Source organism: Janthinobacterium sp. SUN128, assembly GCF_030587275.1.
Taxonomy (GTDB): Bacteria; Pseudomonadota; Gammaproteobacteria; order Burkholderiales; family Burkholderiaceae_D; genus Janthinobacterium; species Janthinobacterium lividum.
In genome coordinates this window covers 320,121-344,408 of sequence record NZ_JAPWHY010000001.1, presented here as the reverse complement: position 1 = coordinate 344,408, position 24,288 = coordinate 320,121, and the positions used below count along the sequence as shown (strand labels likewise).

The following is a 24,288-nucleotide window of genomic DNA, read 5'->3' as shown; positions in this document are numbered from 1 at the left end:
AGATTACCATAGGCTGAGGGGGGTCAAGGCGGACACTATCGGCGAGGAGTAGCGTGGGCGGCATCGGCCCCAACGCGAAGAGGACGCAGCATGAACAGCATGCACAAGCTGAGCGATACGCAAATGCGGCATGGCGCGCTGACGCAACAGTCACGCCAGCGCAAGATCGATGCGTGGCTACAGGTCGCAGCCAGTCTCAGCGAGCAGATCACCGTCGAATTGCAGACTGCCACGGAGCAGCTACAGGGCGAAGGAATGGCCGACTTGCAGCGCGTGACGGCGCTGGCGCAACGCCTGGCAAGCAATAGCAAAGCCATGCGCGATACCCTCGGGACACTGTTTGACAGCGGTGAAAAAAGCGAGGAGCATGCAGTGACAAGCACGGAGGATTGCGCCATGGACGAGCAAGTCAACACGCCGGGAAAGGACATGGCCAGTGTGAAACTGGACGTAAAGGATGTAAAGGCCGATGTGACTGACATCAAAGTCGATGTTGCCAGCCTGAAAACGGATGTCACTGGTCTCAAGGTGGATGTTGCCGGTCTGAAAACGGATGTCGCTGCTCTCACGACCGATGTCGGCGTTCTCAAGACGGATGTCAGTGGCTTGAAACTGGACCTCGCTGTGGTGCGCTCCAATTATGCGACCAAGTCCGATGTGGCTGAGGCGAAGTCGGCTGTCATCCTGTCGTGTGTGGGGACGATCATTGCCATGTCGGGCGTCGCGTTTGCGGTGGCGAGGCTAGTGCATTAGATTGCGTTTGTGGGAACGCTGGCTTTCAAAGCCTGAATGGAGGAAAAAACGCCTTGCGCTGCGCGCTTTGGGCGGTTTTTTCTACCTGCCTTATTGCGCTGGCGGCTTGCACATGTGGCGGGTATAAAAAAAGCTCCCTTGCGGGAGCTTCTCTTATGTATTCTGGCGGAGAGGGTGGGATTCGAACCCACGGTACGATTTAACGTACGCTTGATTTCGAGTCAAGTACATTCGACCACTCTGCCACCTCTCCGTTTACTGCGGTCTATTCGTTCAAACTGACGTGCCTGTTTGAACGAGGCGCTATTTTAGCATGGGGATTGTTGGGTTGGGTAGGGGTTTTATTGGCGATTTGCAACTGAGGGCTGGTAGCCAAACCAAAAAACCAATTGGTCGATTCGGGGAGCCTCGTACAAGGCGCGGCTCGCCTTTGTAGACGCCACCTTGGCGCACGCTTAAAACCAAATTGACGATTCGGGGAGTCTCGCGCGAGTACGCGCTCGTCTTCGAATCCCACGCGCAAGGCGCGCAGGCGCCTTGCTCCTTTCCGCCGCCACAAATAAAAAAAGCTCCCTTGCGGGAGCTTTCTCTATTTGTTCTGGCGGAGAGGGTGGGATTCGAACCCACGGTACGATTTAACGTACGCTTGATTTCGAGTCAAGTACATTCGACCACTCTGCCACCTCTCCATTTGCTGCGGTCTTTCCCGCATTGCTGCGAGAAGGCAAGATTATAGCAGCCCGCGGCGAAAAGAAAAGGACTATTTTAGGCCTTCAGATGCGTCAGGCCACCCATGTACGGGCGCAGCACGGCCGGGATCTCGACGCTGCCGTCTGCCTGCTGGTAGTTTTCCAGCACGGCCACCAGGGTGCGGCCCACGGCCAGGCCGGAGCCGTTCAGGGTGTGGGCCAGTTCCGGCTTGCCGGCGGCGTTACGGAAACGCGCCTGCATGCGGCGGGCCTGGAAGGCTTCGCAGTTCGACAGGGACGAGATTTCGCGGTAGGTGTTTTGCGCCGGCAGCCACACTTCCAGGTCGAAGGTCTTGGTAGCGCCGAAACCCATGTCGCCCGTGCACAGCGACATCACGCGGTATGGCAGGCCCAGGCGTTGCAAGATCGTTTCCGCATGGCCGACCATTTCATCGAGCACCTGGTACGACGTGTCCGGATGCACCACTTGCACCATTTCCACCTTGTCGAACTGGTGCTGGCGGATCATGCCGCGCGTGTCGCGGCCGTAGCTGCCCGCTTCCGAACGGAAGCATGGCGTATGGGCCGTCATTTTCAGAGGCAGTTGATCGAGCGCGAGGATTTCATCGCGCGCGATATTGGTCAGCGACACTTCCGACGTCGGGATCAGGTAGAAGGTCTCGCCCTCGCCTTCCGCGCCGCCTTTTTTCACCGAGAACAGGTCGGCTTCGAATTTCGGCAGCTGGCCCGTGCCGCGCAGCGAGTCGGCATTGACCATGTACGGGGTATAGCATTCCGTGTAGCCATGTTCGTCCACGTGCGTGTTGAGCATGAATTGCGCCAGCGCGCGGTGCAGGCGGGCGATGCCGCCCTTCATGACGGAGAAGCGCGAACCGGTCAGCTTGGTGGCCACTTCGAAATCGAGGCCCAGCGGGCCGCCCACGTCGACGTGATCCTTGACTTCAAAGTCAAAAGTGCGTGGCGTGCCGACCTTGCGCACTTCCACGTTGCCCGACTCGTCCGTACCCAGAGGCGACGATTCGTGCGGCAAATTCGGCACGGCCATGATGAAGTCGCTCAGCTTGGCTTGCACTACGCTCAAAGCCGCTTCATCGGCTTTCAGCTCATCGCCCAGGCCGGCCACTTGCGCCATCACGGCCGAGGTATCTTCCCCCTTGCCTTTCAACATGCCGATTTGCTTGGACAGCGCATTGCGCTTGCCTTGCAGCTCTTCGGTGCGCGTCTGGATCGCCTTGCGTTCGGCTTCGAGGGCATTGAAACCTGCCACGTCGAGCTGGAATTTGCGCGTCGCCAGGCGTTCTGCGACGGTGGCGATGTCTTTACGGAGAAGTTGGATATCTATCATGGGTGGATGGCGGTGCCGATGTATCGAAAGCACTCATTGTACCAAGACCCGTTCAGTTCTTTATGAGTTTTGCACATGGCCAACCATCGTCATGGCGGCATGGCCGGGCACTCGCACCCGCTTTACATTTTCTGCTTGGCTTATTGCTTAAATGAACGCGGCTTTTTCGGCAGCGGTCAGGCGGCGGGCGCTGACGGTAACGACGGGCATCGTGCTGTCGGCAGCCTGGGCGATCACGGTGCTGCTGGCGCTCACTTCCACCGTATTCGCGCCGGCGGTGGCGAAGCTGGCGCCGATGGCGATGATGGCGGCGGCGACAAAGGTGATTTCCATGTTTTTCAGTGCATGCATGATGTGACTCCTGGTTAGTTTGTGTCGTTGACTGCTGCTGGTATGGTGGTACTTTAGCCAGCGGCCGCGAACAACGCCACCGGCTTGCGACCAGCGGCGAAAAACAGGGAGCGAACGGTGAAAAACGGGGACTGAAGGGAAAACGAGGGAATGAACAACGCCTGACAAAACCGTAGCGAGCGGCAGTGATTTGTGGCTAAGAAGCGCAACTGTGCTGTAGCACAGTGAGCATCGCAGGCCGCAAAGCGCGCCGCGCAGTAGGTTTTGACAGGCGTTCTACAAGGCGTCCTTGACCAGACGCCCCAGGCGGCCGATGGCCTGCTCGATGCGCGGCGTCCACGCATTGCCGCAATTGAGACGCAGATAATTGCCGAACTTGCCCGAGGCCGAGAACAGCTGGCCCGGCATATACGCCACGCCTTCCGCGATGGCCTGGCCGTGCAGGGCCAGCGCATCGATTTGCGGCGGCATCTGCACCCACAGCACGAAACCGCCCTGCGGCTCGGACAGCATGCAGTCCGCCGGGAAGCTGGCCACCACGGCGTCGGACATGCGGGCGATGCGCTGCACCAGGGTGCGCCGCATCTTGCGCAGCTGCTGGTCGTAGCTGCTGCCCTCCAAAAAGTCGGCCAGCACGGCCTGGAAGAAATGACTGGTGGCTCCGCTCGACACGGTTTTGAGCAAAGCCACTTCCTGCGCGAAACGCCCGGCCAGCACGTAGCCGACGCGCGACGCGGGCGTGATGGCCTTGGAAAACGAGGAGCACAGCAGCACATTGCCGCTCGTATCGTAGGCTTTCACGGGCCACGGCCGCTGCGGTGCAAAGCACAGGTCGCCATACACATCGTCCTCCACCAACGGAATATTGAATTCCGACAGCAGCCCCGCCAGCCGTTTCTTGTTTGCTTCCGGCATGACGCAGCCCAGGGGATTATTTGCGTTCGGCACGAACAGACACGCTTGCACGAGGCCGGCACGCAGGGCCAGCTCGAGCGCGTCGAGCGACGGCCCCGTCTTCGGGTCGGTGGGAATTTCCAGCGCCTTCATGCCCAGGCTTTCGATCATCTGCAGCAGCACGAAATACGTGGTCGACTCGATGGCGATGGTGTCGCCCGGCTTGGCGACGGCGCGCAGGCACAGGCTGATCGCTTCCGTGCAGGAATTCGTCACGACGATCTCTTGCGGGTCCAGCTTGCCCCAGTCCAGCGCCCGGCGCGCAACCTGGCGCAGGAAATTGCCTTCGCTGACGTCGTAGCAGCTGACCTTGCTCAATAAAGCGGGTTCGCGCCGCGCCACGGCGCTGATGGTGCGCTGCATGCGCTTGATGGGCAGTATCTCGTCGGGCGGCCAGGCCGTGCCCAGCTGCACGATATTCGCCGTCTCGTTGTCCTTCAGCACGCGCATCAACAGATTGTTGATGCCGACAAAGGCTGGCTCCTTCAAATGCTGGGCGTCGGCACTGCAGGGCCGGCGCGGCGCCCGGTGGCGCACGAAATAGCCGGACTGGGGCCGCGCATCGACCTGCCCCCGGTCTTCCATCAAGCGCAAGGCTTGCATCACGGTACTGATGGAGATGCGCTTTTGCTGCGCCAGGTGGCGGATCGACGGCAGGCGGTCGCCGGGCGCGAATACGCGCGAGTCGATCAAGGCGCCCAGCTCGTTGGCCAAGTGCTCGTACAGATTCAAATGCGCGCTCATGTTCATCCTTTCAGTATGCGGCTGCCGCGCGTCGCCGGCACAGATACAGTTGCCGAGTTTTTTGATAAGCACAGTCTACGACAAGGGACACTGTATTCATGACAATTTCGTTTTCCTGCATCTGTCATGGTTCATTGCAAGGGCCTAAGCTGTTCCTGTCAGCACAACAGGAGCGATGCCATGCATACCGACCACGAATTACGCAGCGAGCGGCCTTTGCGTCTGGAAAAAGCGCATGCCAAGGTCATCGAATGCCTGTCCGGCACGGCGTGGATCACGGCCTACTCCCAGTTCGAGGATTGCGTGCTGCGCAGCGGCGAACGCTATACGATACCGAATGACGGCCTGGTGCTGGTCGAAGCCGTGGGCAGCGGACACATCCGCGTGCATGGGACTGCCGCACCCCGCCCCGCCCTGCTGCGCTGGCTGAACCTGGCACTGCCTCACACCTTGAATATTAGGAATACATGACTCAAGCACCACCACTGCGCGTCCTCGTCACGGGCGCCGCCGGCGTTATCGGCACCGTTTTCTGGAAGAGCCGGCACGGGGAATTCTCCCTGCGCCTGGCCGACCTGCACATAGGCAAGCTGGCCGAAGCGCCCTGCCCATCCATTCAACTCGACGTGGCCGACTATGCCGCCTGCCTGGCCGCCTGCGCCGATATCGATGTGGTGCTGCACCTGGCCGGCGTGCCGCACGCCAGCGCCGATTTCGATACGCAATTGCTGCAGCCGAATATCCTCGGCACGCACAATATCTTCCGCGCGGCACAGGCGCAGGGCGTGAAAAGAGTCGTGTTTGCCAGCAGCGCGCAAGCCATCGAAGGCTATCCGCTGGATATGCAAGTGCAGGAAAACATGCCGGCGCGCCCCGCAAACATGTATGGCGCCAGCAAGGCCTTCGGCGAAGGCGTGGCCTCGGCGTTCGCGCACCAGCATGGCATGACGGCAATTGCCGTGCGCATCGCCAACGTGGCCAACTTTGCGCCAGGCCAGCAGCACAGCGCGCGCGACGTGGCCGCCTTCATCAGCGAACGGGACGTGGTGCAATTGCTGGCCCGCTGCGTGGCGGCGGACGTGTCTCCCGGCTACCACGTCGTGCATGGCGTGTCGGACAACCGCTACAAGCGTCTGTCCATCGCGGCGACGCGCCAGCTGGTGGGCTACGCGCCGCAGGATGACGGTTTTACCTTGCTGGGCCTGTAGCCTCAGCCCTTGCCGGCTGGTTTTCCCGCTTTGCGGTCCAGCTCGCGCAGCCAGGCCAATTTATCGGCGATCTTGCTTTCCAGGCCGCGCGGCACGGGCTGGTACCAGCCCGGTTCCGCCATACCATCCGGGAAATACGTTTCGCCGGCCGCATATGCATCGGGCTCGTCGTGCGCATAGCGGTAGGCGTGGCCGTAGCCCAGTTCCTTCATCAGCTTCGTCGGCGCATTGCGCAAGTGCACGGGCACTTCCTTGGATTTATCTTTCTTGACGAAAGCCATGGCCGTATTGAACGCGTTATAGCCGGCATTGCTTTTCGCGGCAATCGCCAGGTAAATCACGGCTTGGCCCAGCGCCAGCTCGCCTTCCGGCGAACCGAGGCGTTCATACGTTTCCGCCGCGTCATTAACCATGGTCAAGGCACGGGGATCGGCCAGGCCGATGTCTTCCCAGGCCATGCGCACGATGCGCCGCGACAGGTAGCGCGGGTCGGCGCCGCCGTCGATCATGCGGCAAAACCAGTACAGGGCCGCGTCCGGGTTCGAGCCGCGCACGGATTTATGCAGTGCGGAAATCTGGTCATAGAAATTGTCGCCACCCTTGTCGAAGCGGCGTGAATTGAGGGTCAGCGCATTGTCGACAAAGGCTGCGTCGATCTTCGTCGTGCCCGTCGAGCTGGCGGCTGTCTCGGCCTGTTCCAGCAAATTCAGGAAACGGCGCGCATCGCCATCCGCATAGCCGATCAGGGTATCGGCGGCCGCCTCGTCGAAGGTCAGGTGCGCCAGGGCCGTGGATTGCGCCTTGGCCAGCAACTGCTTCATCTCGTCTTCGTTGAGCGATTTCAATACATACACTTGCGCGCGCGACAGCAGCGCCGAGTTCACTTCAAAGCTGGGGTTTTCCGTCGTGGCGCCAATGAACGTCACCAGGCCCGATTCGACGAAAGGCAGCAAGGCGTCCTGCTGCGACTTGTTGAATCTGTGGATTTCGTCAACGAACAGCAGGGTGTGCTTGCCGAACTGGTCCAGGCTGTGGCGGGCCTGGTCCATGGCTGCACGGATATCTTTTACGCCAGCAAACACGGCTGACAGGGCGATGAATTCGCTGTCGAAGGCGTTCGCCATCAGGCGCGCCAGGGTCGTCTTGCCCACGCCGGGCGGTCCCCACAAGATCATCGAGTGGGCCTTGCCCGCCTCGAACGCCAGGCGCAGCGGTTTGCCCACGCCCAGCAGGTGCGTCTGGCCGATGACTTCGTTCAGGGTGGCCGGCCGCAAGGCTTCAGCCAGCGGCTGGCGCGGTGCGGTGGAAAAGAGATCCGCCATAATGAGTTACCTAATAAGAATGCAAAAGCCCCGCATTGCTGCGAGGCCGGCTCATACGCAAGGCGCGACAGTCTTAATTATTAATGACGTCGGCACCGTTGGGCATGACAAATTTAAAGTGATTGGCCGAAAGCGCCGGATTTTTCTGGAAGTTCTTGAACGCCAGCACCGACGTCTGGCCGAACGAATCGCGCAACTCCATCGCTTCCGGCACGCCGTTGCGCAGGCCGATGGTGATTTCATCAAACGTCGTGTCCTTGGCTTTCGGCGTGGCCTTCAGCCATTCCAGGCCATCGCGCGTGCCCGCTTCGGCCAGGGTGAAATTCTTTTCCAGATCGTTGCTGCCAAACAAGATGGCGGCTGGCGAGGAGCCGAGCGCATCGCCCAGTTTCTTCACCGTCACCTGGCTCAAGTCCTTGTCGTAGATATACAGCTTGTCGCCATCCGCTTGCAGCAGCTGCTCGTACGGCTTCAGATACGTCCAGATGAACTTGCCCGGACGGGCAAACTCGAACGTGCCGCTGGCCGGTGTCGACACTTTCGCCTTGCCGCTGGCATCCGCTTTCTTGACTTGCCGCTGCACGAACTCGCCCTTGGCCGACTTGGTGCCGGCCGCAAAGCTCTTGAATTGCTCGAGGGCGCTGGCCGAGGCGCTTGCCGCGAACAGCAGGCTGCAGGCAACGCTGGCTGCGCCGATCATCATTTTTGCTGCGAAAGTCGTGTTCTTCATTCTGTTTACCCTTGTTCACTACTGGCCGCCGGCACCAGGATTTCCCGGTTGCCATTGGATTGCATGGTTGAGACCACCCCGCTCTGCTCCATCTGCTCAAGCAGACGGGCGGCGCGGTTGTAGCCGATGCGCAAATGACGCTGCACCAGCGAAATCGAGGCGCGGCGGTTTTTCAGCACTACCGCCACCGCCTGGTCGTACAGGGCATCGGCCTCGCCGCCGCCCTCGCCCGGCGCGCCGCCTTCGGCGCCATCGCCTTCCAGGGTGCCGCCTTCGAGGATGCCCTCGATGTAATTCGGTTCGCCCTGCAGCTTGAGATGGCTGACAACGCGGTGGACTTCTTCATCGGAAACAAACGCGCCGTGCACGCGCATCGGCAAGCCGGTGCCCGGCGGCATGTACAGCATGTCACCCATGCCCAGCAGGGTTTCCGCGCCCATCTGGTCGAGAATGGTGCGCGAGTCGATCTTCGACGATACCTGGAAGGCGATACGCGTCGGGATATTTGCCTTGATCAGGCCCGTGATCACGTCTACAGATGGGCGCTGCGTGGCCAGAATCAAGTGCAAGCCGGCGGCGCGCGCCTTTTGCGCGATACGCGCGATCAATTCCTCGACTTTTTTACCCACCACCATCATCAGATCAGCCAGCTCGTCGATGATGATGACGATGGTCGGCAGTTTTTCCAGCGGCTCCGGCGAATCCGGCGTCAGGCTGAACGGATTCGGGATATGTTCTTCGCGCTTTTTCGCGTCGGCAATTTTCGCGTTATAGCCAGCCAGGTTACGCACGCCCATCTTGCTCATCAGCTTGTAGCGGCGTTCCATCTCGTTCACGGCCCAGTTCAGCGCATGGCCAGCCTGGCGCATGTCCGTCACGACGGGCGCCAGCAAGTGCGGAATGCCTTCATACACGGACATTTCCAGCATCTTCGGATCGATCAGGATCAGGCGCACATCGAGCGGATCGGACTTGTACAGCAGCGACAAAATCGTCGCATTGATACCGACCGACTTACCGGAACCGGTGGTGCCGGCCACCAGCAAGTGGGGCATCTTGGCCAGATCCGCCACGACGGGCTTGCCAGCGATATCCTTGCCCAGCGCAATCGTCAGGCTGGACACGCCATCGTTGTAGACCTTGGAGCCGAGGATTTCCGTCAGGCGCACGATCTGGCGTTTACTATTAGGCAGTTCCAGCGCCATGTAGTTCTTGCCGGGAATGGTTTCCACCACCCGGATCGACGTCAAGGACAGCGAACGGGCCAGGTCGCGCGCCAGGCCGACGATCTGACTGCCCTTGACGCCCGTGGCCGGTTCGATTTCATAGCGCGTCACCACAGGGCCGGGGTAAGCGGCCACTACCTTGGCATCCACGCCAAAGTCGGACAATTTCTTTTCGATCAGGCGGCTAGTAAACTCCAGGGTTTCCACGGAGACCGTTTCCATCACGGGCGGCGCTTCATCGAGCAAGGACAGCGGCGGCAGCTTGCCGTCGCCAGGGGTTTCAAACAGATGCGCCTGGCGTTCCTTTTCCACGCGCTCCGATTTCACCACCGTCACAACCTGCGGCTCGATCTTCACGGGTGGCGCGGCCACATGTTTCTCCACATGCTTGGCCCGCTCGATCACCACCACTTCGTCGCGGCGCACGGCGGCCACTTCGCCCTGGCGGCGGTCTTCGCGGTCCTGGTAGCGCAGCACGAACCAGTTGAAGGCGTCTTCGATGGCGCCGCCGATGCGCTCGGCCACTTGCAGCCAGGACACGTGGAAGAACAGACTGAAACCCAGGCCGAACAGCAGCAACAGCAGCAAGGTCGCGCCCGTGAAACCGAAGGCCACGTGGGCCGAGTGCCCCACCAGCTGGCCCAGCACGCCGCCCGGATCGCGCGGCAGCTGCACGTGCAGGCTTTTCGCCATGCGCAGGTATTCGAGGCCCATGCTGCCGATCAGCATGATGGAGAAGCCAACGATACGGATCAGCATCTCAACATGGTGCTCACGCTCCACCTCTTCCTCTTCCAGCAGGAAGCGCTTACTCAACCGGCGATAGCCATGCCACACCGTGCGCAGCAGCCACACGCACCACCACCAGGCGGAAAAGCCAAAGATATACAGCAACAGATCGGAGAACGTCGCACCGAGCTTGCCGCCCAGGTTGGCCACCTTGTCGACGTTGGTGGCGTGCGACCAGCCGGGGTCGAGCTTGTTGAAGCTGGCCAGTATCAGCACGAAATACAGGGCAAACGCGGCCAGCGCGAACCAGCGCGCCTCGGACAGCAGCCGCACCAGCCGGTTGGGCAAGGGCCGGCGTTCGACCGGTTTTCGGGTGTAGCTATTTTGATTGGCCTGGGCTGGTTTAGTCATTCTGGGAAGCGCTGCAAGGTGATAAATGTTTCTGAAAGGGAATTTCCCATAATAAGGAAGTATTCTAAGCCATATATGCCCCGGACGGCCCCACGATTCGTCGCTACAGGCGGCTTGGTCTATAATCGTGGATTGCTTGCACAAGCGCAATACGCCCTTGTTCTTCGCGCGTATGCCCCCAATTCGGATAGACCCCACTCATAGAGAAGCCTCATTATGACCACTACCAAACACGCCCGCGTTTTGATCCTCGGCTCCGGCCCAGCCGGCTACAGCGCCGCCGTCTACGCCGCCCGCGCCAACCTGAACCCGATGCTGGTCACCGGCGTGGAACAAGGCGGTCAATTGATGACCACCACCGACGTGGAAAACTGGCCTGGCGATCCGATGGGCGTGCAAGGTCCGGACCTGATGCAGCGCCTGTTGCAGCACGCCGAGCGTTTCAATACGGAAATCGTGTTTGACCACATCCACACCACCTTCCTGAATGAAAAACCGATCCGTCTGAAGGGCGACAGCCACGAATACACGTGCGACACCCTGATCATCGCCACGGGCGCATCCGCGCAATACCTGGGCCTGCCATCGGAAGCGGAATTCATGGGCAAGGGCGTGTCCGCCTGCGCCACCTGCGATGGTTTCTTCTACCGCAACCAGGAAGTGGCCGTCGTCGGCGGCGGCAACACGGCCGTCGAAGAAGCGCTGTACCTGTCGAACATCGCCAATAAAGTCACCCTGATCCACCGCCGTGACAAGTTCCGCGCGGAAGCGATTTTGATCGACCGCCTGAACGCCAAGGTTGCCGAAGGCAAGATTGTGTTGAAATATAACCACACTCTGGACGAAGTGACGGGCAACGAAGGCGGCGTGACGGGCTTGAACATCAAGTCGACCATCGACGGCAAGGTCGAAGCGCTGAGCGTGCACGGCGTGTTCATCGCCATCGGCCACAAGCCGAACACGGGCATCTTCGAAGGCCAGCTGGAAATGCACAACGGCTACATCAAGACGAAAACGGGCCTGGAAGGCATGGCCACCGCCACCAGCGCGCCGGGCGTGTTTGCCGCCGGCGACGTGCAAGACCATATCTATCGCCAGGCCATCACCAGCGCCGGCACGGGTTGCATGGCAGCACTGGACGCCCAGCGCTACCTGGAAGGCCAGGAGTAAGCGTCGCATGGCGTCGATGAAAGACTTTGCCGACCTGAAAGCGGTCAGCAAGCAACTCAAGGAGCAGGCGGATGCGCGCGCGCAAGCTGCGGCGGAGCGCGCGCAGCAGGTGAAGGTGCAGGCCGTGGAGAGCAATCTGTTCAAGGCCAGCATCGGCGGCGTCAAGCGCCTGCCCGAGTCGGACCGCTACGTGCCCAGCCTGCCCAAGGCGGGCGCCATGGCGGCCCAGCAGCCGGCGCGCAAGCTGTCGCCGGAAGAAGACGATGCGGCCGTGCTGCGCGAGTCGCTGTCGGACTTGTTCGAAGTCGACCACTACCTGGAAAACGATCCGGCCCTGAACTACGCCCGCCCCGGCGTGGGCCCGGACGTCGTGAAAAAGATGCGCAAGGGCCACTGGCCCGTGCAGGACGAGCTGGACTTGCACGGCTTGCGCCGCGACGAGGCGCGCGACGGCATCGGCGCCTTCCTGAACCAGGCGACAAGGCGCAAGCTGCGCTGCGTGCGCGTGATCCACGGCAAGGGTTTTGGCTCGAAAGGCCAGGAACCGGTCTTGAAATCGATGGTGCACAGCTGGCTCGTGCAAAAGGATGAAGTCATCGCCTTTTGTCAGGCGCGCCGCTCCGAAGGGGGCGATGGCGCACTGGTCGTATTGCTTTCTTCCGCACTGCAGCCTATCCGCTAGCCTTACAGCAAGATCACAGTTCAATAACAAGTTCCGCACTGCACACGGCCCCGTTTGTCACCATTCGGGGCCGTGTCATGTTAACCTGTGACAATTATTTCCTGCTCAAGCGCTCCACCCATGATGCCACCCCAATTGCCGCCTGGCTCGCTGATCAAGATCATTGAGGTCATCGCCATCCTGGTGGGCGCGTTTTCCGGCTTCATCGAAGCACGGCGCAAGCGCATGGACCTGGTCGGCGTGTTCGTCGTGGCATTCATCACGGCGTTTGGCGGGGGGACTTTGCGCGACATCCTGCTCGACAAGCGGCCCCTGTTCTGGGTGTCGCACCAGGAATACGCGATTCTCATCTTCGTGCTGGCCCTGACGGCCGCGCCCCTGATCCAGCACTTGCGCCAGATCGTCTCGGAACGCCTGATCATCGTGGCCGACGCCATCGGCCTGGGCATGTTCGCCATCGCGGGCGTGGCCGAAGCAACGCGCGCCGGCATGCCGCTCTTCATCGCCTCGATGATGGGGGTGATTACGGGGATTTTTGGCGGCGTGATGCGCGACATCGTCTGCAACGAAGTGCCGATGGTGTTTCGCGACGGCAAACCGTACGCCATCTGCGCGTTTTTCGGCTGCTGGGCCTACCTGCTGCAGATGCACTTCGGCGCCGAGCACGACTTCGCGCTGTGGACCAGCGCCAGCGGCATCACGATTCTGCGCCTGATATGCTGGAAATTCGACATGCGGCTGGGGCGCTGATGCGCGCAAACATCATTCGCCAACAATGTTGTCGGATTACGGCCCTGCGGACCTAATCCGACCTACGCCCACAAGGAACTTATACCGCGTCCGGGCCGGTTTCGCCGGTGCGGATGCGGATCACCTGCTCCACGTCGCGCACGAAGATCTTGCCATCGCCGATCTTGCCCGTGCGGGCCGCCTTGATGATGGCGTCAACCACCAGTTCCGACACGCTGTCGTCCACCACCACTTCGACTTTGACTTTCGGCAAGAAGTCGACCACGTACTCGGCGCCACGGTACAGCTCGGTATGCCCCTTCTGGCGGCCAAAGCCCTTCACTTCCGTCACGGTCAAGCCCGTCACGTTCACATCGGCCAGGGCCTCGCGCACTTCGTCGAGCTTGAATGGTTTGATGATGGCGGTAATCTGTTTCATGGCTACTCCTTAAAATTGTTGGATTGTGGACAGATGGCTGCTTATTCGTAAAACTTCGACGTAATGGGGTAACGCCAGTCGCGACCGAAGCCACGGTGCGTGACGCGGATGCCCACCGGCGACTGGCGCCGCTTGTATTCATTGATCTTGATCAGGCGCGTGACCCGGGCCACATCGGCCGGCGGGTAGCCAGCCTCGATAATCTCGGCGATCGGCCGGTTTTCTTCCATGTACAGCTGCATGATGCCGTCGAGCACGTCATATGGCGGCAAGGAATCCTGGTCCAGCTGGTCGGCGCGCAGCTCGGCTGACGGTCCGCGCGTCAGGATGCGCTCGGGAATCACGTCCGACACGCTGTTGCGCCAGGCGCACAGGCGGTACACCAGGGTCTTGGCGATATCCTTGATGACGGCAAAGCCGCCCGCCATGTCGCCATACAGGGTGCAATAACCGACGGCCATCTCGCTCTTGTTACCCGTCGTCAAGACGATGCTGCCATGCTTGTTCGACAGGGCCATCAGCAAGGTGCCGCGGATGCGCGCCTGGATGTTTTCTTCCGTCGCGTCTTCCGCCAGTCCGGCGAACTCGTCAGCCAGGGTGGCGCGGAAAGCGTCGAAGGTTTGCTTGATCGGAATTTCATCGTAGCGCACATTGAGGCGTTTTACCATGTCGCGCGAATCGATCCACGAGATATCGGCCGTAAATTGCGACGGCATCATCACGGCGCGCACCTTGTCGGCGCCCAGCGCATCGACGGCGATGGCCAGGGTCAGGGCGGAATCGACGCCGCCCGACATGCCGATCAGCACGCCCGGGAAACCGTTCTTGCCGATATAGTCGCGCACGCCCAGCACCAGCGCCTGGTACACCTGCGCCTCGGTGGTCAATGGCGCGGCCAGCGCCTGCGGCACGGGCGTGGCGCCGTCGAAGTCGACGACCTGCAAGTCTTCCTCGAAATGGCGCAGCTGGGCGCAGATCGTGCCGGCCGCATCCATGACAAACGAGTCGCCGTCGAAGATCAGTTCATCCTGGCCGCCGACCAGGTTGGCGTACACGAGGGCCATGCCTTGCGCGCTGACGTTCCTGCGCATCGTTTCATAGCGTAGATGCTGCTTGTTCATGTGGTAGGGCGAGCCGTTCGGCACCAGCAGCACTTGCGCGCCGGCAGCGCGGGCGCGCATCGGTGCATGCTCGAACCACGTGTCTTCGCAGATATTGATACCGAAACGCACGCCCTTCACGCCAAACACGAAAGCCTGGTCGGATGACGTAAAGTAACGCTTTTCATCAAACACGGTCGTATTCGGCAAATCGTGCTTGCGGTAGGTACCCAGCACTTCGCCGTTCAGCAGCACGGAGGCGGCATTGTGGCGCACGCCCTTCTCGTCTTGCAGGGGCAAGCCCACCACCACGTGCAAATCCTTGAACTGGGCCAGGTCGGCAGCCAGCCCGGCAAACGCTTCCTGCGTTTTTGCGTAGAATGCATTGCGCAGCAACAGGTCCTCGGGTGGATAGCCGACCAGCGACAGTTCCGGCGTGAGCACGATATCGGCGCCCGCCTCAAAGGCGCGGCGGGAAAGATCGAAGATCTTGGCACGGTTGCCGGCCAGATCGCCGACCGTACTATTCATTTGAGCAATTGCGACTTTGACTGTCATGATGATGATGGATATTTTCGTTCTATTAAACAAGACAGGGGCGCGCGGGCCGATGGCGGCGCCCCGAGAGTGATGAATGCACACTACAACAATGAATTATCGCACGGCTATCGTCACTACCCTGGCTGAAATTGGCGAAGCGGCCTGGTCTGAACTGCTGACAAGCCAGGCGGACGCCACTCCCTTCCTTTCCTACGCCTTTTTGCACGCGCTGCACGAGTCCGGCTGCGCCAGCGCGGACACGGGCTGGCAGCCGAATTACCTGGTGCTGTGGCAAGGCGATGTGCTGGCCGCCGCCCTGCCCCTGTACCTGAAAATGCACTCGTATGGCGAGTACGTGTTCGACTGGGCCTGGGCCGAGGCCTATCAGCAACATGGTCTCGAATATTACCCAAAACTGTTGTCCGCCATTCCGTTTACGCCCGTGAGCGGCACGCGCTTGCTGGCCCGCGATGGCGAGGCGCGCGCGGCCCTGCTGGCCTTCCTGCAAGCGCAGCAGCAAGCCAGCGAGGTGTCGTCCTGCCACATCCTGTTCCCGCCGGAAAGCGAAGCGCGCCAGCTGGCGCAAGCTGGCTATCTGATGCGTAGTGGCGTGCAGTTTCACTGGCTCAATCCCGGCTACACGGATTTCGAGCAATTCCTCGCCACGCTGGAACACAAGAAGCGCAAGAATATCCGCGCCGAGCGGCGCAAGGTGCGGGAAGCGGGCGTCACCATGCGCCAGGTGCGGGGTGTGGATGCTGTTGATGCCGACTGGAAGCTGTTCCACCGCTGCTACAGCAATACCTATGCGGAACACCGCTCGTCGCCTTATCTGAGCCTGGACTTCTTCCGGCGCATAGGCGCCAGCATGCCGCAAAACATTCTATTGGTCATCGCCGAGCGCGAAGGCCGGGCCATTGCCGCCTCGCTGGTGATCCACACGGCCGACACCCTGTACGGCCGCTACTGGGGCGCGCTCGAGCATGTGCCCTGCCTGCATTTCGAGACGGCGTATTACCAGCCGCTGGAGTTTTGCATCGCCAACGGCATCGCCACCTTCGAAGGGGGCGCCCAGGGCGAGCACAAGATGGCGCGCGGCTTCCTGCCGCAAAAGACCTGGTCCGCCCACTGGCTGGCGCACCCGGCGTTTGCGGACGCCGTGCAGCGCTTCCTCGAGCGCGAACGGGGCGGTATCGACGCCTACCTCGATGAATTGAACGAGCACAGTCCGTTTCGCGCATAAAAAAACGCTCCCGGCCATGACTGGCGGGGAGCGTTTTTTACTGGGTATTCTTAGGCTTTGGCGGCGTCAGTCTTGAAAGCGGCAACGCCATTCAGGATTTCTTCCTTGGCCACTTCAGGACCATACCAGCCGTCGATCTTGACCCATTTGCCTTTTTCCAGATCTTTGTAGTGCTCAAAGAAATGCTGGATCTGGCGCAAGCGCAGTTCGTTCAAGTCTTCCGGCTTTTGCCAGTGGCTGTAGATCGACAGGACCTTGTCGACTGGCACGGCCAGCACTTTCGCGTCTTCGCCCGACTCGTCGGTCATTTTCAGCACGCCGATAGGACGGCAGCGCACGACCACGCCCGGAATCAGCGGGAATGGGGTGATGACCAGCACGTCAACCGGGTCGCCGTCCGGCGACAGGGTGTTCGGCACATAGCCGTAGTTGCACGGGTAATGCATGGCGGTACCCATGAAGCGATCGACGAAAATCGCGCCGCTTTCCTTGTCGACTTCGTACTTGATCGGATCGGCGTTCATCGGGATTTCGATGACGACGTTGAAATCGTTCGGCAGGTCGCGGCCGGAAGAGACGTTATTCAAACTCATGGGGTTCCTCATTAGCGGATGGTGTTTTAACCGCGTAATTATAGCGAAGTACAGGCACCTTGTGCGATGCAGCAGCGCCCCGCCGGCGTTTTGCGCGTCCAGCCAGCAACAGTGGCGTGCATGGTCCGCTGGCGCGCGCAGGCTGCCAGCGAAAGAATAAACGGGCTGCCGCATACAATAAGTAGAAACACTTAAGCATTACTACCGTGAACCCTGAATTAATACCTGGAATATCTTCATATTTTCATTTCAATATCGCCACACCATGAACATGGTTATTATAATTATTATTGCGCTTCTTGCAGCCACTTATAACAACTGTTTCAGCCTTATTCTCCCAGCGATGCTGGCACATGATGGCGCGACCGCCTCAATATGCCTCGCCAATCACACTCCCAGCCTGGACAATCCCTCTCTCAGCATAATATTTGCGCTTATTTGAAGCATTTATTTATTCAAATGGCGGCTCTGCCAAAAAAAGGCACGACCAGAAGACAATCATCAATTCTGATAAACTATCAAATTCTGGTGTTTCCAAAACTTCGCATACTCTGCAAACAAAGCCTTCGCTAGATTCAATATGGCGCATCCACGCGCTACCGATAAATCCTTGCAAAAAGGAATATGATGATTCCCTCTTTCCGGCCCGGTCCTTTATTAAAGGTCACCGGCGTTATTTTCATTCTGTTTGGCCTCGCCCTGCTGGGCGGCGGCATCTGGCTGGCCACGCTTGGCGGCTCCTGGTACTACTTGCTGGCCGGTATAGGCATGCTGGTCGCGGGCGTGCTCGTCTTCAAAGGCAAGCGCAGCGCGCAACCGTTCATGGCGCTGCTGCTGACCGCCACCCTCATCTGGTCCGTCATTGAAGTGAAATTCGACTGGTGGCAATTGCTGCCGCGCCTCGATATCTGGTTTGCCGCCGCCGTCTGGCTGCTGCTGCCCTTCGTCAGCCGCCGCCTGGCGCCACCGGCCGCAGCAAAACAGGGGCAGGCGGGCAAGACGGCCCTCTCCGCCGCCGTGGCCCTGACCGTCATCGCCGGCGTCATCGCCCTGTTCCAGGATTACCATGACCTGCATGGCGACGTGCCGGCCGAAAACATGGCCGCCACCGCCAGCGGCGATCTGTCGCCCGGCGTCGAGCACAACGACTGGTCCGCGTATGGCCGCTCCGGCTATGGCGACCGCTACGCACCCGCCGCGCAGATCACGCCGGCAAATATTTCCGGCTTGAAAGAGGCCTGGACCTACCACACGGGCGACTTCAAGGGACCGAACGACCCGGGCGAGATCGCCAACGAAGTCACGCCGCTGAAGGTCAATGACATGCTGTACCTGTGCACGCCGCACAATATCGTCATCGCCCTGAACCCGGACACGGGCAAGGAAATCTGGCGCCACGATCCGAAGATCAACCGCGACGCGGCCAGCTACCAGCACATGATCTGCCGTGGCGTGGCGTACTGGGACGTCAACGCGGGCCGCGCGAAGAACAATCCCGCCCCTGAAGCTGCCAGCATGGAATGCCCGCGCCGCATCCTGGCGCCGACCATGGACGGCACCATGATCGCCGTCAATGCCGATACGGGCGAGTCGTGCAAGAGCTTTGGCAACAACGGCGTCGTCAACCTGTATAAAAACATGGCCATGATCAAGCGCGGTTTCCTGATGCCAACGTCGCCGCCGGCCGTCTCGCAGAAAATGGCCGTGATCGCCGCCAGCGTGACGGACAACCATTCAACGGAAGAGCCATCGGGCGTGATCCGCGGCTACGATCCCGTCACCGGCAAGCTGATGTGGAACTGGGACCCGGCCACGCCGGAAGATACGGCACCTTTCCCTGAAGGCAAGAACTACACCAACAACTCGCCCAATTCGTGGGGCGTGGCCAGCATCGATGAAAAGCTGGGCATGGTCTACATTCCGATGGGCAATGAAACGCCCGACACCTGGGGCGGCAACCGCAACAAGAATGGCGAGAAATTCAACAGCGCCATCGTCGCGCTGGACCTGGCGACGGGTAAAGTACGCTGGGTCTACCAGACCGTCCACCACGATATCTGGGACATGGATATCGGCGGCCAACCGTCGCTGGTCGACATCGACACGCCCAAAGGCAAAGTGCCATCTGTTGTGGCCACGACGAAACGGGGCGACATCTATGTGATCGACCGCCGCGACGGCAGCCTGGTCGTGCCGGCGCCGGAAAAACCCGTGCCGACGAGCAATCCAGCCGCCGGCGACACCCTGTCGCCCACGCAGCCGTTCTCGGCCCTGACCTTCTTACCTGAGCGCAATATCAGCGAAGCGGACATGTGGGGCACGACGCCGTTCGACCAGCTCGCTTGCCGCATCATCTTCAAGGAACGCCGCTATGAAGGCCCGTTCACGCCGCAAACGGCCGGCAAGGGCGCCGTCATCTCGCCGGGCCCGCTCGGTATCTTCGAATGGGGTGGCGCGGCCATCGACCCCGTGCGCCAGTTGTTGATCGTCAACCCTGACTACATGGGCTTCCTGGAAAAACTCGTGCCGCGCGCGGAAACGACGGCCAAGGGCGGCACGGGCGGTGAAATGGGCTTGCAGCCGCAGACGGGCGTCCCGTTCGCCGTGGAAATCAAGGCATTCCTGTCGCCGCTGGGCTTCCCATGCCAGGCACCGCCGTGGGGCTATGTGGCCGCCGTCGACCTGCGCACCATGAAAAAAGTGTGGATGCACAAGAACGGCACCACGCGCGACAGCGGCCCCGTGCCGATTCCACTGCCACTGGGCGTGCCCAGCCTGGGCGGCATGGTCACCACCGGTGGCGGCGTGACCTTCCTCAGCAGCACGCTCGACTACTACATCCGCGGCTACGACGTCAGCAACGGTAAAGTAATCTGGAAAGCCCGCCTGCCTGCCGGCGGCCAGGCTACGCCGATGAGCTACGTGTCGAACAAGTCGGGACGCCAGTTCGTCGTCGTCATGGCCGGCGGCCACGGTTCGCTGGGCACGAAGATGAGCGACACCCTGGTCGCATACGCCTTGCCGGAAGGCACTGCGGTACCGAAGAAGTAAGTTAGTCAGGTAGCAGCGCACTCCGCCATGGGGTGCGCACAAAGAAAAAGCCGTTCAGTCTGCACTGAACGGCTTTTTTACGTCCGAGGAAATGGTCTGCAAGGCTTACAGGATGGTCGCCAGCGCGCACTGCCGGTAATGCGCTGCAGCCTGTTCCGTCTGCTGCAAGGCGTCGTGCATCTGCGCCAGCTTCAGGTGCGCGTCGCGCACCATCTGCGGCTCGTTCGCGTCGGACAAGGCCTGCTCCAGGTGGCGCTGGGCCTTGCCCCACAGTTTTTGCTTGAGGCACAGGGTGCCCAGGGTCAGCGCCAGTTCCGCATCCAGCGGACGCTGTTTCATCCATTGCTCGCAATGCTCGATCTGCAGCAGCAGGGCCGGCGTGCCGCTCGGGGCCGCCGCTTCGCGGTAGGCGCGCACGACGCGCTCGTCCCAGTCGGCGGCCAGCGACTCTTCGCACACGAGGCGCGCTTCGTCGTGCAGGCCGCGCGCATTCAGGGCCGTGGCGGCGCGGCAGGCGATATACGGCTTGACCCGGTCCGCGCTCGGCACGGTGGACCACACGCGCATCAGCGATTCGGCGTCATGCGACGGATCGGACAGCAAATGATCGTAGGCCAGTTCGCGCAGGCGCGACGACAGGGCCGGATGCAGGGCGCGGTGCTTGTCGAGCGAACGCACGAGGCGCAGCACTTCCGGCCAGTTCTTCGCCTGCTGCTCGGCCTTGAGCGACCATTGCAGCGCGTGGATATGGCGCGTGCCGCTGGCATTGAGTTCGCGCACGGCGGCCAGGGCCGCTTCCGGCTGGTGGTCGTCGACCAGCAATTCCGTTACCGTCATCAGCCGCGCCGTCTTCAGGCTGGCATCGCCTTCGACGCGGGACAGCCAGCTGTCGCGGCGTTCGGACTGGCGCATGCGGTGCGCGGCGCGCGCGCCGATCAGCGCGGCCAGGCCGGCGTTTTCTTCCAGCTCGGCGGCGCGCAAGGCAGCCTTCTCGGCATGGCCGAAACGGCCTTCGAACAGGGCTTTCAAGGCTTCGCGCAAGCCCTTGTTGCCGTCGCGCTCACGCTTGCGCTGGCGATAGGCCGCCACTTGCGCCGGCATGCGCACGGTGGCGCGCACGGCGCGCACCAGCAGGTACAGCAGCACGAACAGCACGACCTGCAGCAGCAGGAAGAAGTTCAGCGACAAGTCGATGCGGTACGGCGGATAGAACAGCACCACGTTGCCGGGATTGAAACGGGCCGTCACGGCGATACCGATCGCCGCGGCCATCAGGGCGAGTAACCAGAGAAATAGACGCATGGGCTCAGGACTTCGCTTTGTAGTTGCGCACAGCCGTCAGGCTGTCGGACAAGGTTGGCATCTCGATGGCCAGGTTGCTGCCCTGCACCTGGCGCAGCAGGGCTTGCGCCGTCTGCGTGCTCTTGGCGCGGGTGTCGAAATACTTGGCCAGCGCATCCTGCGCCGCGATCAAGTCGTTGCGGAAGGCCGTTTCATTGCGCGACAACAAGGCCATGCGGGCATTGAGCAGGCGCAGCTTGACGTTTTCACGCAAGAAATACGATTGCGTCGGCGACAGCATCAGCGCTTCCGGCGTATCGACGCGGCGGATGCGGATCAATTGACGCACGTCGGCCCACATGTCGCCGCTCCAGGTATTCCAGCCGTCGCGCACTTTTTGCAGCAGCGGTTCCGGCGCAGGCGGTCCCATCAGCTTGCCGCTCGCATCGCGCACGGGCTTGGCCTTGCCCGGTTTTTCCGGCGCGGCCGGCAAGGCCGGCGTTTCGTCGGACAGCATCGGCAGGGAGTCGATCTGGGCGATCACGGCATCGAGGCGCAGGGCCACGCCCGTCGAATCGACGCTGGGCAGGGCCTTGAGTTTTTCCATGTCGCGCCCGATGGCGCGGCGGATGGTGATAAATTGCGGCTTGTCGGAACGCGACAGGCTGCGGTCCGCGTTTTGCAGGGCGATCAGCGCGCCGGGCACGTTGCCGGCCAGCTGCAGCTGCTGGCTGGCCGTCGACAGCACTTGCTCGATTTCCGTCAGCGCCCACTCGTCGCGGTTCTTCGACAAGTCGTTGTACAGTTGTTCCAGCGCCAGCTGCTGGCTTTGCGTTTCGCTCTGGCGGTTTTCCAGCGCGCCCACCTTGATTTCCAGCTCTTTCGTGCCTTCTTGCACGTTGCGCGCCAGCACGCCCGTTTCGGCGTTGCTGACATCGCCCTTTTGCAGGCGCTTGGCCACTTCTTCGCGCAGGTTGCGGATCTGCTTGCTGGTCGACCAGCTTTGCGCAGCCAGCAGCACGGCCAGCACGATGACGGCGATGCTCATGGGCTTTTGCAGCTGTTCGAGCAGGGTCGGCGCGCGGCCGGCAGGTTGGTCGGCCGCCTGCGGCGCCGTCTTCACGGCGCTGCCAGGCGTTGCATTCGGTTCGGAGAGTGTAGGCATTTCGTTCATGGTCGTGATTGTAACGCGGCGAGCACTCCTGCGTCGCCTGATCCTGTCAAGGTGACACGGGCAAAACCCAGGGCCGCCGCCGTTTGTGCAATGCGGGCGTGCGGCACGATCAGATGTTGCTGTTGCATTTTCACAACAACTGTCTTTTCAGCATCCATTTCGCCCAGCAGCGCCAGCAGACCGCGCAGCGCTTCCGAGCTGGTGATGATCCAGTCATTATTATGCTGCAACAGATTTTCCAGGGTCGCCCGCAAGGCCAGCGTCAGCCTTGGCACCTGGCGGCGGTAGGCCGTGACGAACTCGACTGCGGCGCCCGCGGCGCGCAAGCCGTCGGCCAGGTAATCGCGTCCGCCATCGCCGCGCACGATCAGCACGCGCTTGCCGCGCAGGGCCGGCAAGTCCAGCGCCAGCAACAGATGTTCGGAATCGCTGCGCGCCGTATCGAGCGGACTCGTGATGCTGGCATTCGCATCCGTGACGCCATGCGCGCCCAATGCCATCCTGCTGCCCTCGCCCACCACGGCCAGCGGCAGGCCGGGCGGCCAGGCGGGCAAGTGTGCAAAGACGCAGTCGATGGCGTTGGGCGAGACGAACACCACCAGGTCATATTCGGCCAGGCGCGCCAGCACGGCTTGCAGCTGCGCACATTCGTCCTCGCCGTCAAGCGCGTGGATTTCCAGCAGCGGCAGCAGTTGCACGGGCAAGCCCAGCGCCGCGATTTTGGCGGCCAGCGGCCCCGCTTGCGCCGCGGGCCGCGTGATCACCACGGTGTCAGGCATGCGGCGCCAGGCCTTCATGGTTGTCGGGTGTGACGGCGCACGAGGCGAGGATGCCGGCGGCATCTTGCCCGCGCAGCAGTTCGGCCACTTGCTCGCCCAGCTGTTCCGGCGCACCGGCCGGGCCACTGACGTCGGCGCTGGCCATGCGCGCGCCGTCCGGCGTGGCGACCATGGCGCGCAAGCGCATGTTGCCACCGTCGACTGTCGCGAACGCGGCCAGCGGAATCTGGCAGCTGCCGCCGAAGATCTTCGACACCTTGCGCTCGGCCGTGACGGCTTGCGCCGTGGCCGTGTGGTTCAGCGGCGCCAGCAGGCGCACCAGGTCGGCGCCGTCCGCGCGCCCGCTGCGGATTTCGATCGCCATGGCGCCCTGGCCGGCGGCCGGCAGGCTGTCTTCCGGCGCCAGCACGGCGCGGATGCGCGACGCCAGGCCCAGGCGTTTCAAGCCGGCGGCGGCCAGGATGATGGCCGCGTAGTCGCCACGGTCCAGCTTGCCCAAACGCGTATCGAGGTTGCCGCGCAGCGGTAAAATCGTCAAGTGCGGATAGCGCGCGGCGATCAGCGACTGGCGGCGCAGGCTGCTGGTGCCGACGACGGCGCCATGCGGCAGCTCGGCCAGGCTGGCGTAGTCGTTCGAGACGAACGCATCGCGCGGGTCTTCGCGTTCGAGGATGGCAGCCAGGGCAAAGCCTTCCGGCAATTCCATCGGCACGTCTTTCAGCGAATGCACGGCCAGGTCGGCGCGGCCTTCTTCCATCGCCACTTCCAGCTCCTTGACGAACAGGCCCTTGCCGCCTACCTTGGACAGGGCGCGGTCCAGAATCTGGTCGCCGCGTGTGGTCATGCCGAGAATTTCAACGCTACACTGCGGATACAGGGCGGCCAGGCGGGCGCGCACGTGTTCAGCTTGCCACATGGCAAGACGGCTCTCGCGCGTGGCGATCACCAGGCGGGCGGGAATCTTCGGCGTCAATTCGTTCACGGGCAATTCATTCGGGGTCAATTCGGATGCTTTCAAAACAAG

At 61.7% G+C, this 24,288-nt stretch carries 21 protein-coding genes and 2 tRNA genes; 8 read left to right on the top strand and 15 right to left on the bottom strand.

Annotation, left to right across the window (positions count from 1 at the left end):
• Positions 1 to 90: 90 nt before the first annotated feature.
• A complete protein-coding gene (locus O3297_RS01730) occupies positions 91 to 753 on the top strand; it encodes a hypothetical protein (RefSeq protein ID WP_305047578.1) in 663 nt (220 codons plus the stop codon).
• A 163-nt stretch (positions 754 to 916) separates the two neighbouring features.
• Here O3297_RS01730 and O3297_RS01725 read toward each other — a convergent pair.
• The 5 genes from O3297_RS01725 to O3297_RS01705 all read right to left on the bottom strand — a co-directional run bounded on the left by O3297_RS01725 (position 917) and on the right by O3297_RS01705 (position 4,857).
• Positions 917 to 1,006 (bottom strand) — tRNA-Ser (locus O3297_RS01725).
• 346 nt (positions 1,007 to 1,352) lie between these two features.
• Positions 1,353 to 1,442: transfer RNA gene (locus tag O3297_RS01720), tRNA-Ser, on the bottom strand.
• A gap of 76 nt (positions 1,443 to 1,518) precedes the next feature.
• Positions 1,519 to 2,808, bottom strand: a complete 1,290-nt coding sequence (gene serS, locus O3297_RS01715; protein WP_070254932.1) for a serine--tRNA ligase — start codon at positions 2,806 to 2,808, stop codon at positions 1,519 to 1,521.
• A gap of 147 nt (positions 2,809 to 2,955) precedes the next feature.
• Positions 2,956 to 3,159 (bottom strand): hypothetical protein, encoded by a 204-nt coding sequence (locus O3297_RS01710; RefSeq protein WP_131689149.1) that lies wholly within the window; start codon positions 3,157 to 3,159, stop codon positions 2,956 to 2,958.
• A 276-nt stretch (positions 3,160 to 3,435) separates the two neighbouring features.
• Positions 3,436 to 4,857, bottom strand: a complete 1,422-nt coding sequence (locus tag O3297_RS01705) for a PLP-dependent aminotransferase family protein (RefSeq protein WP_305047577.1) — start codon at positions 4,855 to 4,857, stop codon at positions 3,436 to 3,438.
• A gap of 180 nt (positions 4,858 to 5,037) precedes the next feature.
• Here O3297_RS01705 and O3297_RS01700 point away from each other — a divergent pair, with 180 nt between their 5' ends.
• Positions 5,038 to 5,328, top strand: coding sequence for a DUF2917 domain-containing protein (locus tag O3297_RS01700; RefSeq protein WP_305047576.1), 291 nt, complete (start codon positions 5,038 to 5,040; stop codon positions 5,326 to 5,328).
• Positions 5,325 to 6,065 (top strand): NAD(P)-dependent oxidoreductase, encoded by a 741-nt coding sequence (locus O3297_RS01695; protein ID WP_305047575.1) that lies wholly within the window; start codon positions 5,325 to 5,327, stop codon positions 6,063 to 6,065. Before O3297_RS01700 ends, O3297_RS01695 begins: the two co-directional genes overlap by 4 nt.
• A 2-nt stretch (positions 6,066 to 6,067) precedes the next feature.
• On the opposite strand, the gene O3297_RS01690 is transcribed toward O3297_RS01695, so the two are convergent.
• From O3297_RS01690 to O3297_RS01680, 3 genes are all read right to left on the bottom strand, one after another.
• Positions 6,068 to 7,387: a replication-associated recombination protein A gene (locus O3297_RS01690; RefSeq protein WP_305047574.1), complete on the bottom strand. Its 1,320-nt coding sequence runs from the start codon at positions 7,385 to 7,387 to the stop codon at positions 6,068 to 6,070.
• A 73-nt stretch (positions 7,388 to 7,460) separates the two neighbouring features.
• Positions 7,461 to 8,117, bottom strand: a complete 657-nt coding sequence (gene lolA, locus O3297_RS01685; RefSeq protein WP_305047573.1) for an outer membrane lipoprotein chaperone LolA — start codon at positions 8,115 to 8,117, stop codon at positions 7,461 to 7,463.
• A gap of 5 nt (positions 8,118 to 8,122) precedes the next feature.
• On the bottom strand, positions 8,123 to 10,483 hold the full coding sequence (locus O3297_RS01680) for a DNA translocase FtsK (RefSeq protein ID WP_305047572.1): 2,361 nt from the start codon (positions 10,481 to 10,483) through the stop codon (positions 8,123 to 8,125).
• A gap of 216 nt (positions 10,484 to 10,699) precedes the next feature.
• Between O3297_RS01680 and trxB the strand changes: the two genes are divergently transcribed.
• The 3 genes from trxB (at position 10,700) to O3297_RS01665 (ending at position 13,085) form a co-directional block, all read left to right on the top strand.
• The gene (gene trxB, locus O3297_RS01675) at positions 10,700 to 11,653 is read left to right on the top strand and encodes a thioredoxin-disulfide reductase (protein ID WP_034786153.1); all 954 of its coding nucleotides are present in this window, start codon (positions 10,700 to 10,702) and stop codon (positions 11,651 to 11,653) included.
• A gap of 7 nt (positions 11,654 to 11,660) precedes the next feature.
• Complete coding sequence (locus O3297_RS01670) at positions 11,661 to 12,335, top strand: Smr/MutS family protein (RefSeq protein ID WP_099393030.1); 675 nt, start codon at positions 11,661 to 11,663, stop codon at positions 12,333 to 12,335.
• 120 nt (positions 12,336 to 12,455) lie between these two features.
• Positions 12,456 to 13,085 carry a trimeric intracellular cation channel family protein gene (locus tag O3297_RS01665; RefSeq protein ID WP_099393029.1) on the top strand — a complete coding sequence of 210 codons (630 nt, stop codon included), beginning with the start codon at positions 12,456 to 12,458 and terminating at the stop codon, positions 13,083 to 13,085.
• 79 nt (positions 13,086 to 13,164) lie between these two features.
• On the opposite strand, the gene O3297_RS01660 is transcribed toward O3297_RS01665, so the two are convergent.
• A complete protein-coding gene (locus O3297_RS01660; protein WP_034758685.1) occupies positions 13,165 to 13,503 on the bottom strand; it encodes a P-II family nitrogen regulator in 339 nt (112 codons plus the stop codon).
• Positions 13,504 to 13,544: 41 nt separating this feature from the next.
• Positions 13,545 to 15,161: an NAD+ synthase gene (locus tag O3297_RS01655; protein ID WP_034786157.1), complete on the bottom strand. Its 1,617-nt coding sequence runs from the start codon at positions 15,159 to 15,161 to the stop codon at positions 13,545 to 13,547.
• A gap of 91 nt (positions 15,162 to 15,252) precedes the next feature.
• On the opposite strand from O3297_RS01655, the gene O3297_RS01650 reads away from it, so the two are divergent.
• Positions 15,253 to 16,386, top strand: coding sequence for a GNAT family N-acetyltransferase (locus O3297_RS01650; protein ID WP_305049584.1), 1,134 nt, complete (start codon positions 15,253 to 15,255; stop codon positions 16,384 to 16,386).
• A gap of 50 nt (positions 16,387 to 16,436) precedes the next feature.
• Here the strand turns inward: O3297_RS01650 and ppa are convergent, their stop codons facing one another.
• Positions 16,437 to 16,979, bottom strand: a complete 543-nt coding sequence (gene ppa / locus O3297_RS01645; protein ID WP_034786159.1) for an inorganic diphosphatase — start codon at positions 16,977 to 16,979, stop codon at positions 16,437 to 16,439.
• 624 nt (positions 16,980 to 17,603) lie between these two features.
• Here ppa and O3297_RS01640 point away from each other — a divergent pair.
• Complete coding sequence (locus O3297_RS01640) at positions 17,604 to 20,030, top strand: membrane-bound PQQ-dependent dehydrogenase, glucose/quinate/shikimate family (RefSeq protein WP_305047571.1); 2,427 nt, start codon at positions 17,604 to 17,606, stop codon at positions 20,028 to 20,030.
• A 105-nt stretch (positions 20,031 to 20,135) separates the two neighbouring features.
• Here O3297_RS01640 and O3297_RS01635 read toward each other — a convergent pair whose 3' ends face one another.
• The 4 genes from O3297_RS01635 to hemC are packed head-to-tail and all read right to left on the bottom strand — an operon-like array spanning position 20,136 to position 24,282.
• Entirely contained in the window at positions 20,136 to 21,332 is a 1,197-nt protein-coding gene (locus O3297_RS01635; RefSeq protein ID WP_071653290.1) for a heme biosynthesis protein HemY, read from the bottom strand.
• A 4-nt stretch (positions 21,333 to 21,336) separates the two neighbouring features.
• The gene (locus O3297_RS01630) at positions 21,337 to 22,485 is read right to left on the bottom strand and encodes a uroporphyrinogen-III C-methyltransferase (protein ID WP_305047570.1); all 1,149 of its coding nucleotides are present in this window, start codon (positions 22,483 to 22,485) and stop codon (positions 21,337 to 21,339) included.
• The gene (locus O3297_RS01625; RefSeq protein WP_305047569.1) at positions 22,482 to 23,264 is read right to left on the bottom strand and encodes a uroporphyrinogen-III synthase; all 783 of its coding nucleotides are present in this window, start codon (positions 23,262 to 23,264) and stop codon (positions 22,482 to 22,484) included. Before O3297_RS01625 ends, O3297_RS01630 begins: the two co-directional genes overlap by 4 nt.
• Complete coding sequence (hemC, locus tag O3297_RS01620; RefSeq protein WP_305047568.1) at positions 23,257 to 24,282, bottom strand: hydroxymethylbilane synthase; 1,026 nt, start codon at positions 24,280 to 24,282, stop codon at positions 23,257 to 23,259. Before hemC ends, O3297_RS01625 begins: the two co-directional genes overlap by 8 nt.
• Between the last annotated feature and the right edge of the window lie 6 nt (positions 24,283 to 24,288).